Raw genomic sequence first — 15,191 nt, 5'->3', positions numbered from 1 at the left:
CCGCCGACGCGTTGGCGGTGCCAAGATGCCGCGACGGTGCCGCGTGGCACTGTCGCATGGAACTTTCGTCCGTTTCTGGCGTAGGATTGGCGTGGCCAGGCGGCGCGAGGGGCGCGCCTTGGGAATGCCATGTCGAAACAGCGCGTCGGAATCCTTGTCATCTCTTTGGCGGCCGCGCTGGCGAGCACGGTGCCGGCCGATGCGCGCGTCCGCATCGGTGGCCCGCTGGGCGTTTTGCGCATGGTGCTCGGCCAGGCGTTGCCGGGAGCGCGGATGCACCGGCATTATCCGGCCCGAGTGAGGTCTGCCAGCGTGCGTGACGCGGCACGCGCGCCGCGGCAACGTGCTGATGTCCCCGATACGGCGAAGGCGTCCCAACAGGCCGAGGCGAAAGCTGCCCAACAAGCTGAGGCGAAAGCGGCGCAACAGAGCGAGGCAACGGGCGGCAAGGGCCGGCTGTTCGGCGATCAGGCCGCGCGCGCCCAACTCGTCGCCGGTGCTGCGCTCGCCGGCTGGCACGGCGGTCGGAGCAGCGACGGCTGGTGGCGGCATGCCGACGGCGACTATGGCTGGGTCGGCCCGCTGTTTTGGCCGTTCGCTTATTTCGACCTCACCGACTATGCGATCCGTGCCGACGCGAGCGGATTCTGGGATTACGGCTACGGCGACATCTTTGCCGGCATCTTTGCGCCCTATGGCGCCAACGATCAGGGCGCGTATCTGGCGCAGCCTACCTCCGCCGCGCGGCGCGGTGCCTCGCTGACCGAGATGTGCGGGACGGACAGCGGTGCGGCGGCAAGCGTGGTGACCGATCAGGTGCGCGCCGCGATCGCGCCGACCGAGGCGCAGCAGGGTGCGTTCGACGAGTTCGCCAAGGCCTCGGTGAAGGCCGTGCAGACCATCCTGGCGAGCTGCCCGAAACAGATCGCGCCGGCGGCACCCGCAAGGCTGGCCGTGATGCAGCAGCGCCTGCAGGCGATGACCGCGGCGGTCGAGCTGATGCGGCCGCGGCTGGAGGACCTTTATGGCCTGCTCGACGAGGCGCAGAAGGCGCGGCTCGATGCGCTGGCCGACGATGCGCGGAGCGCATCACCGTCCAAGGTGCCGTCAAAAGCCTCGCTCGCCGAACGCTGCGGCGCGTCGCGGGCCGCAGCACCGGAATGGCCGGCGGCCGACATCGAGCGGACGCTGCATCCCAATGACGCCCAGCGCGCGGCGCTCAAGGAGCTGCAGGACGCCGCCATCCGGGCCGATGAGATGCTGAAGGCGGCCTGCCCGGAGAGCGATACGGCGGATGAGGCCGCCACCGCTCCAGCGCGTCTCGCCACATCAGAACGCCGGCTCGACGCGATGCAGCAGGCGGCGGGCCTGGTGCTGTCCGCGCTCGAAGACCTCTACGAGACGCTGAGCGATGCGCAGAAGGCGCAATTCGAGTCGATCGGCCCGAAGCGCGCCGCGACCTAGCCTTTAGCCTTTGCCGCCGCCGAGGGCCTCGATCGCCTCGTGCACGCTGTGGAAGATATGGTCGCGCGGCAGCACCTCGTAGATCCCGAAGCGTTCGAACGCGGCCTGCGCGCGCAGTGACTCCAGCCGTGCGACCGCGACCGTGACGCCGGTCTCCGCGCAGATCTTGAACAGCTCGCGCAGGGTCTGCGCCGCCGTGAAATCGATCTCGGGAATGCTGTTGGCCTCGAGCACCAAGAGGCGCGGCGCCGGCGTCCTGGTCTGCAGCAGCTGCTGCATGTCGGCGCGGAAACTCGCGGCATTGAGAAAGGTCAGCGGCGCCTGGAACCCCACCACGGCGACGCCGGAGGTCCGCTCGCCGGCATGATGCGGGCTCGCCGGCCACCAGATCGTGGTCGCCGGCACCCGCTCGAACTCCACAAGATGGGCGCGCGTGATGCTCCAGATGCCGTGCAGCAGCGACAGGGCGATGCCGAGCGCGACGCCCTGCTCGATCGGCAGCACGATGATCGCGGCCGCCGTCGCCACGATCAGCAGGAACTCAGCCAGCGACTGCCGGTAGATCAGCGCGATCTGACCGAAGCGGATGATGCGCAGCGCGACGAACAGCAGGACGCCGCCGAGCGCGGCTTCCGGAACGTGTTGCAGCAGCGAGGCGCCGAACGCGAGCAGCGCCAGCACGATGGCCGCCGCAAACAGCCCCGCAAGCTGCGAGCGTCCGCCGGTCTCCGACACGATGCCGGTGCGCGGCGGGCTTGCATTGACCGGAAAGGCGCCGAACAGGCCGGACAGCAGGCTGCCGCAACCGGCGCCGAGAAAATCGCGGTCGACATCGGCGGGTTTTTCGGGATCGGAGGGAAAGGCGCGCGTGACGGCCGCGGTCTGCACCATGACCACGATCGCGATCAGCAGGCTCAAAGGGATCAGCCGCGCCCATTTTTCCGGCGAAATCTCCGGCAGCGATGGCGTCGGCAACGTCGCCGGCACCGCGCCGACCACATGAACGCCCTTGGCCTCGAGATCTGCCGCGATGACGGCAACCGTTGCGGCGATCAAAGCGATCAGGGCGCCGGGGATCTTTTCGCTGATCGCGGCGCAGCCGGCGACCACGGCCAGCACACCGAGCCCGATCACGACAGTAAAAATGTTGGCGTGGCCGAGCTCGCCTGCGAGCACCGCGAGCTTGGCGAGCATCGGCCCGCTCGGCGCGGGCAATCCCAGCACGCCCGGGAGCTGCGAGACCAGGATGTGCACCGAGATGCCGACGAGGAAGCCGACGGTCACCGGCACCGACAGCAGATTGGCGATGCCGCCGAGCCGGAACAGGCCGCTGGCCACCAGCAAGATTCCGACCAGCAATGCCAGCGCGACCGCGAACGTCTGGTACTCGGGCGAGCCGGTTGCGGCCAGCAGCGCGAGGCCGCCGGCGAAGATCGGAGTGATGGTGGAATCGGCGCCGCAGGACAGGAAACGGTTGGCGCCCAGCAGCGCGAAGCCGACCGAACCGGCGATGAAGGCGAAGAAGCCGATCTGTGGCGCAAAGCCGCCCAGCCGGGCGGTCGCCATCTGCTCGGGAATCGCGATCGCCGCGAGCGTGAGACCGGCGACGAGGTCGGCGGGCAGTGCGCCCGCGCGATAGGCTTTGAGCGAGGCCAGCACCGGCCAGCCCGTCCGTGCCCTCCTGGTCGCGTCCTGCGCCATCGCAGTTCTCCCTTGAAATCCGGCGCTCTCACCCGATTGCCTTATAGGATGCCACGATCCCTGGGGGGCTTGGGTGCAAATTTTGCGGCCGGCTTCAGCCATCGCTGCACGACGGAAGAACCCAGACAAAAAAATCGGCGGCGCTTGCGCGCCGCCGACAACCACCGGGCCCACAGTGGACGGGGGATTTGGCCCGGTGGACGTCGCCGAATTTCTGACGCATCACACCCTAGAGCCGTGTTGCCGATCAGGTCCAATCGTAATAATCTGGTCTTACGATAAGGGAATCTGATCGATGATCTCCTTGAAGCAGCTCAGATATTTCGACGCCGTCGCGCGCGCGTCGCATTTCGGCAAGGCCGCCGAGCAATGCGCCGTGACCCAGCCGGCGTTGTCGATGCAGATCCAGGAGCTCGAAAAGTTCCTCGGCGTGCAGCTGATCGAGCGCTCGCGAAGCGGCGCCATGCTGACCGAGGCCGGCCGCGAGGTGGCGGTCCGCGCCGCAAAAGTGCTCACCGAGCTGCGCGACATCGTCGATTACGCCCGCCGCCAGAGCGGGCTGGCGGGCCCCTTGCATTTCGGCGTCATCCCGTCGATCGCGCCTTACGTGCTGCCCGCGCTGCTGCCGGTCGTGCGCGACACCTATCCCGATCTCGAGCTGCACCTGCGCGAGACGCAGACCCAGCATCTGCTCGACGAACTGGCCGACGGTCATCTCGACCTGTTGCTGCTCGCGCTGCCGATCGAGCATGCCGAGGTCGAGACCACAAGACTGTTCACCGACCGCTTTTTGCTGGCGATGCCGAAATCGCGCCGCATCACCAACCGCGTCCGCGCCACCCCCGAGCTGTTGCGGCAGGATCGCCTCTTGCTGCTGGAGGAGGGCCATTGCCTGCGCGACCAGGCGCTGGCCTTCTGCGAGCTGCGCCGCGTCGACAACATCGACACTTTCGGGGCGTCCAATCTTTCCACCATCGTGCAGATGGTCGCCAACGGCCTCGGGCTCACGCTGCTGCCGGAGCTTGCCGTCGATCTCGAGGTGCGCCGCGGCGACATCCGTCTGATGCGCTTCACCGATCCGCAGCCGCGCCGCACCATCGGCCTGGCCTGGCGCAAATCCTCGCCGCGCAAGCGCCACTTCGCCGAGCTCGGCAAGCTGATCACCCAGGCGACCGCCGCGCAGATGCAGCTCTCGGAGGGGATGTGAAAAATGCGCGGTCGATGCGAGGCGAGCCTGCCGCAGCTCTTTCGGTGGTCATCGCCCGGCTTGACCGGGCGATCCAGTACGCCGCGCCCTATCGTCTCAAGCACTGACGTCTCTGGAATACTGGATGCCCCGCTTTTCGCAGGGCATGACGAGCTTGTTGAAACGCAGCCAGCTGAAACGCGGCATGGTGACGAGAGCCCGCAATGAAGACCTGTGACATCGCCATCGTCGGTCTCGGCCTCATGGGGAGCGCCGCGCTCCGTGAACTGGCGCGCCGCGGCGCCGACGTGCTCGGCTTCGATCCGCTCGCCATCGGCGAAGCGCGCGGCTCCTCGCACGGCTCCTGCCGGATCTTTCGCCGCTTCAATTTCGAGAGCGAGGCCTATACCGCGCTGAGCGACCGCGCCTTTGCGCTTTGGCGGGCGCTGGAGGCCGAGAGCCACCAGACCATTCTGATGCCGAGCGCGATCCTCGAAGCGGGACCTGCGGGCTGCCCGTCGGTGCGGAAATCACGCGCGGCGGCCGTCGCCGCGGGAGGTCCCATCACCGGACCGCGCACCGGCCGAGAGGCCAATGCGGCCTATGGCGCGTTCAATCTGCCCGACGACTGGGACGTCGTCGTGCACGAGGCCGGCGGCATCCTGCTGGCCGAGCGCGCGATGCGCGCCCTTCGCGCCGGAGTCGAGCACCGCGTCGCTCGCGAGGCCGCGCAGATCTCGCCCATGCCGGAGGGCATCCGCATCCTCACGGCGAGCGGCGAGGTGATGGCGAGGCGCGTGATCGTGTCGGCAGGGCCGTGGATCGCGGGGCTCGTGCCTGGCCTGACACGCCATGTGAAGGTGACGCGCCAGGCGGTCGGCTGGTTCGCTCCCGCGCGCCCGGAGACGACGCGCTATGGCGAATGTCCGATCTTCATCCTCAAAGCCGCGCGCGGCATGATCTACGGCCTTCCGGATTTCGAGGGTCGCGGCGTGAAGGCCGCACAGCACGATCACGGGCCGGCTGTCGGGCCTGACGAATGGGACCCGCCGGTTAGCGATGCCGAGCTCGCCACGACATCGGCGATGCTCGCCGAACTGGTCCCCGGCGCGGCCGGCGCGATCACCGATCGCGAGGTCTGTCTCTACACCAACACGGCGCAGGCCGACGTCGTCGCCGACGACGGCGGCGAGTTCGTCATCGATCGGCTGCCGGCCGATCCCCGCATCATCGTTGCCTCGCCCTGTTCCGGTCACGGCGCGAAATTCGCAACCGCAATCGGCGCCATGCTGGCGGACATGGCGCTCGATCCGAAGGTCAAGGCGGTCGCTGCATTTCGGCTCGATCGGTTCTCGAGCTTTGCGTGAGTGCGGCTTGCGAGCACTCTCCTGGTGGTCATCGCCCGGTTTAACCGGGCGATCCAGTAACCCGAGACATCTCTAATGGAATCGATAAAGCTCGGCGTACTGGATGCCCCGCTTTCGCGGAGCATGACAATCTTGATGAGGTTCCATTCTAACCTGCGTGTCATCTCGCGAAGCGGCCTTATAGTTTTCACCGCGGTGTCTTGCTTTGGTCAAAGCGCTGGGACGATTTAGCGCAAACCGCAAAATCGTCCTATCCGGGGGGCCAAACCGGACAAGGAGCGCCAATGAACCGCGCGCCGAACTTGCAAGACTCTGCTGCCAGCCAGACCAGGACTACACCGGAGAAGGAACGCGCCGATTACGACTACAAGGAAATTGCACGCGAGGTGCTCGCGCGCATCGATCAGCGGCTTGCCGACCTGGAGGGCAACGCGCCACCGCCACCTTCGCAAACGCCTGATGACCGGGGCGCCGACGATGCAGGCGAAGCCGAACCGGTCGGTGACGGCATGAATCCCGACGATCAGAGCGCGCTGGTCAGGCTGGTGCTGCGCGGCCTGTTTGGTCTGGTTGCGGTGACGAGCCTCGTCGGCGCGATCGCCTATCTCTGGTCGCACCTCGATACTGCAGAGCAGACGGCGGCGCAGGCGTCGCCCCGGGCGTTGCTGAGTTCGGTCATGGCGGAGGAGAAGCCGGTGGCGGAGCCGAGCGCGCCGGCCACGGCAAGGGCCGTGGCAGAGGCAACGTCCGCCCAGGCCGCATCGCCCGTGCAAGTCGCGGCACCGGCACAAGCTGGAGCAGCAGCGCAAGCCGCACCGGGCGCTTCTCCGGCGCGGACCGCATCCGAGAATGACAAGCCTGCTCCGGCGCCAGCCTCACCCGAACTGGCGGCGCTGCTGCGCAAGCTCGATCGCGACATCGCGGGCCTCGCGCAGGCGGTCAATGAACTTCGCCTCGCCCAGCAACAGGCGAGCCAGCAGGCGAGCGACGACACGACCAAGTCCGCGGACGAGATCAAGGCCGGCGTGAACCAGCTCGCTCGTTCAATCGTCCGGGCGGAGCAGGAAGAGCAGGCCGCACGGCCAAAACCCGCGGCGCCGGCGCGCAATGTCGCGCCTGCGCCCGCGCCGCGAAACCGCAGATTCGCGCCGACTTACTACTCGCCGCGCGATGCCCAGGCGGAGTTCTTGCGATAGCGGCCGCGTTCTCGAAGCGTAACCCACCATGTGTCCAACATCGGCGACGGTGGGTTACGCCTTCCGCCTTGTTCTATCGAACGATTCATAACGGTCGAGCCAAGGCGGAAGGCTAACCCACCTCCTACGGATCACGAATCGATCTGCGCGACCGGCAATTCGCGCAGGTCCGCCATGCGCAAACTGCCCGTCGTGCCAATCTGTCGCAACGGCGCTGTTCTGATTTACAGAAAACGCCTTGACGCCGACCCCAAATCAGAGGCATTATCCGCGCCGTCCCGCACTCGCTCAGGAGGGGCGCTTCGCGATCGTCACGAACGTTGGGCGCGGGATGCGATGGACGTATTGGGTTGCAGCGCGTCTGACGCGCGGACGAACGATCCCGATGCGGACTGCGAAGGCGTGTGGTCCTGGCCTCCCGACGCTGAGGCCAAGTTCGCGGGATGATGATCTCGCGGGCGATGGGAGCAAGAAAGCCCGGTTCCCAGGGAGAGCGCGCTATAAGCGTTAAAACCATCGCGCAGGGAATGCCGGGATGATTTGGCTGAACCTGTGGTAACTGCCGCCAGCTTTTCTTGTTGCTGGCGGGCCATGGGTTGCGGCCAGCACCCGGCATTCCCTGCGCCCTCCTTGATGTCGAGGGTGCTGTTTCGCCGACAACTCGGACGCGATTCGCGCCGCGAGAACGCGAAGCCACGTTTTGCGTACAAGTCTGCCAAGCTTTCGGCTGTCATCGTCCGCGTAGGCGGACGATCCAGTATCCCAGAGACGGCGGTGCTTGAGTTGATGGGCCGCGCCGTAGTGGATTGCCCGGTCCCGCCTGCGCCAAAGGCTGCGGCGGGGCCACGATGTCAAGGGCGCGCCGAAGCTTTAGCGAAGGCGGCAAGGCCGGGCGATGACATCGATGTTTGACATTGAATCCGAAGCACCCGTCGTCCTAGGCACGCACCCTTGCTTCAACTGTTCGTTTGGTTCTACAGTTGCGCCCACAACGATGCCCCACAACGATGGCGGCGAACAAAGAAAATCCGGGAGAACCGCTCATGAGACGATCGTCCGTCAGCCGTCGCACCCTGGTCAGTTCGTCGGCGGCGGCCGCGACATGGCTCGCGCTTTCCCCGGCGATCATTGGCCGCGCCGAGGCTGCGACCATGAAGCTGAAATGCTCCTCCTCGCTGCCCAACGATCCCAAATACGCCAATGGCCGCGTCTATTACGACAACCTGGTGAAGAGCCTGAAGGCGAACGGACTCGCCGAGCAGATCGACGTCACCTTCTTCCCGGACAACCAGCTCGGCCAGGAAATTGACGTCATCAATTCGGTCAAGCTCGGGGTCATCGACCTCATGGTGTCGGGCTCCTCGATCTCGGCCAATCTGGTGCCGCTGGTCGGCACCTTCGACCTCGGCTACCTCTTCACCAGCTTTCCGCAGCAGACCAAGGCGTTCGATGCAGGCGCCGCGAAGCCGATCGAAGAGGCGCTGCTCAAGGGCGCCAATATCCGCATCATCGCCTGGGCCTATAATTTCGGCTCGCGCAGCGTGCTGGCGAAGAAACCGGTGAAGTCCCCGGAAGATCTCGCAGGGCTGAAGATCAGGACCCTGCCGAATCCGATCATCACCGAATGCCTGCGGCTGATGGGCGCGGCCGCGACCCCGCTCGCCTTCGGCGAGATCTACACCGCGCTGCAGGCCGGCGTGCTGGATGGGCTGGAGCACGACCCGCCGACCATTCTCGCCAGCAAATTCTATGAGACCTCGAAGAATTACGCGCTGACCCAGCACAACTTCTCGCCGCTTGCGATCTATTTCAGCGAAGCAACTCATGGCCGCATGGACGCGAAGCTGCGCGAAGGTTTTCTGGATGCCGCACAAAAAGCCGCGATCGACACCCGCGCCCATGGGCTCGCGGTCGAGATCGAGGCGCTCGCGGCGCTCAAGGACAAGGGCGTCACGGTGGTCGAGTGCGACAAGGAGGCGTTCCGCAAGCGTGCGTTGCCGCAGACCGACAATTTCATCAAGGCGCACCCGGAGGCCAAGCCGGTCGTGGACGCAATCCGCGCCACGTAAGGCCTGAGACCGGTGATGACATCGGAGGCCATACCAGAGACGGCGACCACGAATGCCGGCCGGCGTTGGATCATGACGTTGCTGCTGGCGATCAGCGACGCCGTCGCTGCGCTCATGCTCGCCGCCGACCTGCTGGTCGTCTGCGTCTCGGTCGCCCTGCGCTACTGGTTCGATGCACCGGTGGAGTGGGCCGACGACGTTGCGCGCGGGCTGATGGTCGGCTCGAGCTTTTTTGGCGCGGCCAGCGCGCTGGCCCGCGGCGACAACCCCGGTGTGCGTTTCTTCATCGACCGCCTGCCGGCGGCCGCACGCGCCACAATGGACGCGGCGGCTGCGCTGCTCATGGTCGTGATCGCGGGCACCGTCGCCTTCAATGCCATCAGGCTCGGCGGCCTGACCTCCGGGCAGACCACGGGCTCGGGCCTGCCGCTGGAACTGACATTCTATCCGATGGGCGTCGGTGCATCGTTCATGACGCTGTTCGCGCTCGACCTGTTCTGCGCCCGGTCGCTGCGCGACATGACGTCCGGGGTAATTGCGGCTGGGCTGCTCGCCGGCCTCTATCTGGCCTGGGACTTTTTGGTGCCGGGTTCGGTGCCGTCGTCGGGCGTGCTGATGCTGATCGGTTTCTTTGTGACTTTGTTCGGAGGGTTGCCGATCGGATTCGCGCTGGCGCTCGCGGCGCTGATCTTCATCTGGGTCGAGGGCACGCTGCCCGGCGTCATTTTTGCTCAGCAGATGGCGCGCGGCATCGACAACTTTGTGCTGCTGGCGATCCCGTTCTTCATCCTGGTCGGCTACTTGATGGAAGCCAACGGCATGTCGGTCCGCCTCATCGAGCTGTTGCAGCGCGGCGTCGGGCACATGCGCGGCGGGCTCAATGTCGTGATGGTCACCTCGATGGTGCTGTTCTCCGGCATCTCCGGCTCGAAAATGGCCGATGTCGCTGCCGTCGGCTCGGTGCTGATCCCGGCCGCGCGCCGCAGCCGGCAGAATCCGGGCAGCGCGGTGGCGCTGCTCGCGGCGTCAGCCGTGATGGCGGAAACCATTCCGCCCTGCATCAACCTGATCATTTTGGGTTTTGTCGCCAACCTGTCGATCGGCGGCCTGTTCGTGGCCGGCCTGCTGCCGGCCGGCTTGATGGCGCTGGCGCTGATTGCGGTATCCGTTGCGACCGGCAAGCGCCCGACCGCGTCCGATATCGCCGAGCCGCGCACGCCGATCTCAGGACTGTGGAGCGGCGCGATCGCCGCCTTCGGGCTGATCTTCATGATCTTCTTCGGTTTCAAGAGCGGCTTTGCCACCGCGACCGAGATCTCGGCTTTCGCCGCCGCCTATGCCATTGTGGTCGGCAGCGTGATGTTCCGCGAGCTCGGATTGAGGGCGGCCGCGGCGAGTTTCGTGCAGGCGGCGACGCGCTCGGGCCTCGTGCTGTTCATCGTCGCCGCAGCACAATCCCTTGCCTTCATCCTGACGCTGCAGCAGGTGCCGCATGCGGTCGGCGAGTTCATGCTGGCGCTGTCTGCGACCGGCGGCGTGTGGCTGTTTCTCCTGCTCTCAATCGCGGTGCTGATCGTGATGGGCTCCGTGCTGGAAGGCGCCGCGGCGCTGATCATTTTCGGGCCGCTGTTGTTGCCGGTCGCGGTCAAGCTCGGCGTAGACCCCCTGCATTTCGGTGTCGTGCTGGTCATTGCGATGGGGATCGGACTTTTTGCGCCACCCCTGGGTCTCGGGCTTTATGGCGCGTGCCTGATCGGCAACGTGCCGATCGAGCAGACGGTGAAGCCGATCCTGGGCTATCTCGGATTGTTGTTCATGTGTCTTCTGGTGATCGCCTTCGTGCCGGTGCTGTCGACCGCCTTGCCGCGCGCCCTTGGTTACTGACGAGGCTCTCGTGAAAATCCTTTTGACGCATCCGCCGGAGTTCCGCCGCCAATATTACGGCGAGCGCAGCCTCCGCGGCCTGCAGGCGCTGGCCGAGGTCACGATGCACACGGGGGAGGAGCCGCTCGATGCGGAGGGTCTGGTCGCAGCCGCGCGCGACGTCGACGTCATTGTATCCGATCGCATGACCGAGGGCAGGGGCGAGATTTTTGCAAATCTGCCAATGCTGCGCGCCTTCGTGCGCTGCGCGGTCGACATCCGCAATGTCGACCTCGCCGCTGCGTCCGCCGCGGGTGTGCTGGTGACGCGCGCCTCGCCCGGTTTCGTCCCGGCCGTCGCCGAGCTTGCGCTCGGCTTCATGGTCGACCTGTCGCGCGGCGTGTCGCGGGCGACTGCGGATTATCACGCCAGCCGAAAGCCTGAGGTGGTCATGGGCCAGCAGCTTGCAGGCAGCCGGATCGGCATCATCGGCTATGGCAGCATCGGCCGGCATCTCGCCATCCTTGCAAAAGCGCTCGGCATGGAGGTGCTGGTTGCCGATCCACATGCGGCCGTGACCGATCCCAACATCCGGCATGTGCGGCTCGACGACCTCCTGGTCCACGCCGACTATGTGGTGTGTCTTGCGATCGCCAATGAACAGACCGAAAACCTGATCGGCGCGGCGGAGCTTGCGCGCATGCAGCCACACGCCTTCTTCATCAATCTCTCTCGCGGCAATCTGGTCGACGAGGCGGCGCTCTCGGCTGCATTGCGCACGCATCGCATCGCAGGGGCGGCGATGGATGTCGGCCGAGCGCCGGACCAGATGCCTTCACCGGCGCTTGCAAAACTTCGCAACGTGATCGCAACACCCCATATCGGCGGGCTGACGCCGCAGGCGATCGAGCACCAGGCCGCCGAGACGGTGCGGCAGGTTGCCGCGATCCTCAAAGGCGAAGCACCGGTCGGCGCCGTCAATGGGGAAGACTGGACGCGGCGTCCATGATTGCAGCCCTCTCGAAGCGCCTCCCCTTCTTCTACGGCTGGGTGATCGTTGTGGTGACGTTCATCACCATGGCGATCGGCGTCAACGCGCGTACCGCATTCTCGCTGTTTTATCCGCCGATCCTCTCCGAATTCGGCTGGGAGCGTGGCGTCACCGCAGGCGCCTTTTCCTTCGGCTTCGTGGCCTCGGGCATCGCGAGCCCGTTGATCGGTCGCCTGATGGACCGCGCAGGTCCCCGCGCCGTGATGGAGCTTGGCGTCGCGCTGATGGGCGGCGGGCTGCTGCTGGCGCCGCTGACGTCAAGACCCTGGCATCTCTATCTGACCATCGGTGTGATGGTCGGCGCCGGCAGCGTCTGCCTCGGCTATTCCGGGCAATCGCTGTTTTTGCCGAACTGGTTCATCCGCCGCCGCGGGCTTGCGATCGGCATCGCCTTTGCCGGCGTCGGGATCGGATCGATGACGCTGCTGCCATGGGTGCAGCATCTGATCGAGGCGGCCGGCTGGCGGACCGCCTGCACCGCGATGGGATTTTTGGTGCTGATCGTGCTCGCGCCGATCAACCTGCTTTTGCGCAAGCGGCCCGAGGATCTCGGGCTGCGGCCGGATGGTGAGATGGCGACGCATGCGTCCGCTGCAAAACCGCTGTCGAACATCGTCGATCCCGTGTGGGCCGCGACCGACTGGACCTTGCCGCGCGCGCTGCGCACCGCGCGGTTCTGGTGGATTGCGCTGGGTTATTTCTGCGGGCTGTACATCTGGTACGCCGTCCAGGTGCACCAGACCAAATTCCTGCTCGACATCGGCTTCTCGGCGAACGTCGGGGTCTGGGCGCTCGGCGCCGTCAGCCTGCTCGGGATTCCCGGCCAGATCTCGCTCGGCCATTTGTCGGACCGCATCGGACGCGAAGCGGTCTGGGCGATCAGCTCATCTGGTTTTGCGATCTGCTTTGCCTCGCTGATCGCGCTGAAATTCGCACCTAACCTGCTGCTCGTCTACCTCATGGTGTTCACGCAAGGTGCGCTCGGCTACGGGCTGACCTCCATCATGGGCGCCGTCGTGCTGGAGATCTTTCAAGGCGCCCACTACGGCAGCATTTTTGGAACGATCATGCTCGCCGGGCTCGCCGGCGGCGCCGCGGGGCCGTGGATCACGGGGCTCACTCACGATCTGACCGGCAGCTACACGCTTGGATTTGCCATCGCCATCGCGGTCAGCATCCTCTCGGCGGCCGCGATCTGGCGGGCGTCGCCCGGCAGGGTGCGCGCGGTCGCGGGGAAATCAGGCCGATGAGACCACGATCGCCCGCCGCAGGTCCGAAATTGCCCGAAAAAAGCTATCGGGTGGTGTGGTTTCCGGATCGATCAGCCGGTGCAGGCGAAAACCGTCCTCCAGCGCCAGCACGATGGCGGCGGTCCATTCGGCGTTGCGGGGTGTCTTGCCGGTGTTTTTCAGCGTGGTTTCAACGATCTCCGCGATCAGCCTGCGCCGCGCGCGCAGCCGTTTGGCAAGTTCCGGCCGGCGCTGCTCGGCTCGCGCGACGAACAGGATCATCTCCATGTGCAGAAGCGGCGAACGACCAAGCGGATCCTGTCGGCCGCGGTCCATCGTTCGCAACGCTTCCAGGAAGTCGTCGAGGCTGCTGTGTTTTGCCAGCAGGTCGAGATTGCGCCGGATCGATTGGTCGACGTGGTCCTCGAGCATAGCGATGATCAGTTCGTCCTTGCTCTTGAAGTTCGAATAGAATGCGCCGCGCGAAAACCCGGCTGCCGCGGCAATGGCCTCGATCGAGGCGCCGCCGATGCCCTGTTCCTCGAACACGGTGGCGGCGGCCTCGAACAGTTTTTCGCAGGTGTCGTCGCGGGTCGGCCTGGTGCGAAGCCTTGACATCGGATGATTTTAGGCGACAATGCAACTCGATACAACGGTGTATCGAGTTGCATTTCAGATCATACATAAAGTTGAACAGATAAATCGGCTGGAGCAACGCCAAGCGAGGTTCTCAATGAACGAGCATGTCCAGGCAGGGCCGGCCGTGCCGCTGTTCAATCCGCTGTCGCCGGATTTCATCAGGGATCCCTATCCGCATTACGAGCGTCTTCGTGCGACCGATCCGATGCATGTCACGTCGTACGGCGCCATCGTCGCCAGCCGTCATGCCGAGGCCAGCCTGGTGCTGCGCGACAGGCGTTTCGGCAAGGCCTTCGTCGAGCGCAGCATCCGCCGCTACGGCCCGGACATCATGAACGAGCCGATCTTCCGCAGCATGAGCCACTGGATGCTGCAGCAGGATCCGCCTGATCATTCCCGGCTGCGCGGCCTGGTGGTGAAGGCGTTCACGGCGCGCCGGGTCGAGGACATGCGCCCGCGGATCCGTGAGGTGGTCGACCAGACGCTGGATGCGGTGATCGATCGCGGCAAAATGGACCTGATTGCGGATTTCGCGTTCCGTCTGCCGGTGACAATCATCTGCGACATGCTGGGCATTCCCGAGGACCATCGCGAGGTCTTCTATGCCAGCTCGCGCACCGGCGGGCGGATCCTCGATCCGGTGCCGCTGACGCCGGCCGAGATTGCGGACGCCAATGCCAGCAATGCGATGATGACGAGGTATTTCGAGCAGTTGTTCGAACTGCGCCGCCGCGAGCCCGGCGACGACCTCACCACTCAGCTGGTGCAGGCGGAAGAAGACGGCAGCAAGCTGACCAACGAGGAACTGACCGCCAACATCATCCTCTTGTTCGGCGCTGGCCACGAGACCACGATCAACCTGATCGGCAACGGGCTGCTCGCCCTGCATCGCAATCCCGACCAGCTCGCGTTGCTCAAGGCGCGGCCGGAGCTGATCACGAATGCCGTCGAGGAGTTTTTGCGTTACGACTCCTCGGTCCAGATGAGCGGGCGGGTGGCGCTGGAGGACATCGAGGATCTCGGCGGCAGGCGCATCGCCAAGGGCGACACCGTGCTCTCCCTCCTGGGCTCGGCGCATCGGGACCCGGCGGTCTATCCGGACCGGCCCGACAGCCTCGATATCACCCGGCCGAATGTGCGCCCGCTCTCCTTCGGAGGCGGTATTCACCATTGCCTCGGCGCCCAGCTGGCGCGGATCGAGGCCGAAATCGCGATTTCGACCCTGCTCAGGCGGCTTCCGGACCTGCGGCTCGATGACGCGGATAATCCGGCGTGGCGGCCGACCTTCGTGCTGCGCGGCTTGAAGTGCTTGCCGGCGAGCTGGTAAGATTTTCGCGGCGGCCCGCCGGGCGTAAACGATGACGTGGATGCGCATCCCAAGGGTGCTGTCCCTCCGCCACACTTGCCCCTATATAGTGGGCAGCTC

At 65.8% G+C, this 15,191-nt stretch carries 11 protein-coding genes; 9 read left to right on the top strand and 2 right to left on the bottom strand.

The window, feature by feature from the left end; all coding sequences use genetic code 11:
• Positions 1–129 precede the first annotated feature (129 nt).
• A complete protein-coding gene (locus JOZ76_RS28885) occupies positions 130–1,464 on the top strand; it encodes a Spy/CpxP family protein refolding chaperone (protein WP_291704516.1) in 1,335 nt (444 codons plus the stop codon).
• A 3-nt stretch (positions 1,465–1,467) separates the two neighbouring features.
• Here JOZ76_RS28885 and JOZ76_RS28880 read toward each other — a convergent pair whose 3' ends face one another.
• Positions 1,468–3,165 (bottom strand): SulP family inorganic anion transporter, encoded by a 1,698-nt coding sequence (locus JOZ76_RS28880; protein ID WP_291704515.1) that lies wholly within the window; start codon positions 3,163–3,165, stop codon positions 1,468–1,470.
• 295 nt (positions 3,166–3,460) lie between these two features.
• On the opposite strand from JOZ76_RS28880, the gene JOZ76_RS28875 reads away from it, so the two are divergent.
• The 7 genes from JOZ76_RS28875 (at position 3,461) to JOZ76_RS28845 (ending at position 13,147) form a co-directional block, all read left to right on the top strand.
• Positions 3,461–4,372 carry a hydrogen peroxide-inducible genes activator gene (locus JOZ76_RS28875; RefSeq protein ID WP_291704513.1) on the top strand — a complete coding sequence of 304 codons (912 nt, stop codon included), beginning with the start codon at positions 3,461–3,463 and terminating at the stop codon, positions 4,370–4,372.
• A 203-nt stretch (positions 4,373–4,575) separates the two neighbouring features.
• Positions 4,576–5,718 (top strand): N-methyl-L-tryptophan oxidase, encoded by a 1,143-nt coding sequence (gene solA, locus JOZ76_RS28870; RefSeq protein ID WP_291704511.1) that lies wholly within the window; start codon positions 4,576–4,578, stop codon positions 5,716–5,718.
• Between the two features lie 284 nt (positions 5,719–6,002).
• The gene (locus JOZ76_RS28865; RefSeq protein WP_291704509.1) at positions 6,003–6,914 is read left to right on the top strand and encodes a hypothetical protein; all 912 of its coding nucleotides are present in this window, start codon (positions 6,003–6,005) and stop codon (positions 6,912–6,914) included.
• Between the two features lie 1,043 nt (positions 6,915–7,957).
• A complete protein-coding gene (locus JOZ76_RS28860) occupies positions 7,958–8,983 on the top strand; it encodes a TRAP transporter substrate-binding protein (protein ID WP_291704507.1) in 1,026 nt (341 codons plus the stop codon).
• A 72-nt stretch (positions 8,984–9,055) separates the two neighbouring features.
• Positions 9,056–10,867, top strand: coding sequence for a TRAP transporter large permease (locus tag JOZ76_RS28855; RefSeq protein ID WP_441300121.1), 1,812 nt, complete (start codon positions 9,056–9,058; stop codon positions 10,865–10,867).
• Between the two features lie 10 nt (positions 10,868–10,877).
• Complete coding sequence (locus tag JOZ76_RS28850; RefSeq protein WP_291704504.1) at positions 10,878–11,855, top strand: NAD(P)-dependent oxidoreductase; 978 nt, start codon at positions 10,878–10,880, stop codon at positions 11,853–11,855.
• Complete coding sequence (locus JOZ76_RS28845) at positions 11,852–13,147, top strand: MFS transporter (RefSeq protein WP_291704502.1); 1,296 nt, start codon at positions 11,852–11,854, stop codon at positions 13,145–13,147. The genes JOZ76_RS28850 and JOZ76_RS28845 overlap by 4 nt, the downstream gene beginning before the upstream one ends.
• Here JOZ76_RS28845 and JOZ76_RS28840 read toward each other — a convergent pair.
• Positions 13,136–13,744, bottom strand: a complete 609-nt coding sequence (locus tag JOZ76_RS28840) for a TetR/AcrR family transcriptional regulator (protein ID WP_291704500.1) — start codon at positions 13,742–13,744, stop codon at positions 13,136–13,138. The genes JOZ76_RS28845 and JOZ76_RS28840 overlap by 12 nt on opposite strands.
• 115 nt (positions 13,745–13,859) lie before the next feature.
• Here JOZ76_RS28840 and JOZ76_RS28835 point away from each other — a divergent pair, with 115 nt between their 5' ends.
• On the top strand, positions 13,860–15,092 hold the full coding sequence (locus tag JOZ76_RS28835; RefSeq protein WP_291704498.1) for a cytochrome P450: 1,233 nt from the start codon (positions 13,860–13,862) through the stop codon (positions 15,090–15,092).
• Positions 15,093–15,191 lie beyond the last annotated feature (99 nt).

It is taken from the genome of Bradyrhizobium sp. (genome assembly GCF_019244115.1).
In the GTDB taxonomy this organism is placed as follows: domain Bacteria; phylum Pseudomonadota; class Alphaproteobacteria; order Rhizobiales; family Xanthobacteraceae; genus Bradyrhizobium.
This window is presented reverse-complemented; position numbering and strand designations above follow the sequence as displayed.

Excerpts from the sequence above, each read along its gene's own strand:
- JOZ76_RS28885 (WP_291704516.1), top strand. The coding sequence starts at position 130 with ATGTCGAAACAGCGCGTCGGAATCCTTGTCATCTCTTTGGCGGCCGCG.
- JOZ76_RS28880 (WP_291704515.1), bottom strand. The coding sequence starts at position 3,165 with ATGGCGCAGGACGCGACCAGGAGGGCACGGACGGGCTGGCCGGTGCTG.
- JOZ76_RS28875 (WP_291704513.1), top strand. The coding sequence starts at position 3,461 with ATGATCTCCTTGAAGCAGCTCAGATATTTCGACGCCGTCGCGCGCGCG.
- solA (WP_291704511.1), top strand. The coding sequence starts at position 4,576 with ATGAAGACCTGTGACATCGCCATCGTCGGTCTCGGCCTCATGGGGAGC.
- JOZ76_RS28865 (WP_291704509.1), top strand. The coding sequence starts at position 6,003 with ATGAACCGCGCGCCGAACTTGCAAGACTCTGCTGCCAGCCAGACCAGG.
- JOZ76_RS28860 (WP_291704507.1), top strand. The coding sequence starts at position 7,958 with ATGAGACGATCGTCCGTCAGCCGTCGCACCCTGGTCAGTTCGTCGGCG.
- JOZ76_RS28855 (WP_441300121.1), top strand. The coding sequence starts at position 9,056 with ATGACGTTGCTGCTGGCGATCAGCGACGCCGTCGCTGCGCTCATGCTC.
- JOZ76_RS28845 (WP_291704502.1), top strand. The coding sequence starts at position 11,852 with ATGATTGCAGCCCTCTCGAAGCGCCTCCCCTTCTTCTACGGCTGGGTG.
- JOZ76_RS28840 (WP_291704500.1), bottom strand. The coding sequence starts at position 13,744 with ATGTCAAGGCTTCGCACCAGGCCGACCCGCGACGACACCTGCGAAAAA.
- JOZ76_RS28835 (WP_291704498.1), top strand. The coding sequence starts at position 13,860 with ATGAACGAGCATGTCCAGGCAGGGCCGGCCGTGCCGCTGTTCAATCCG.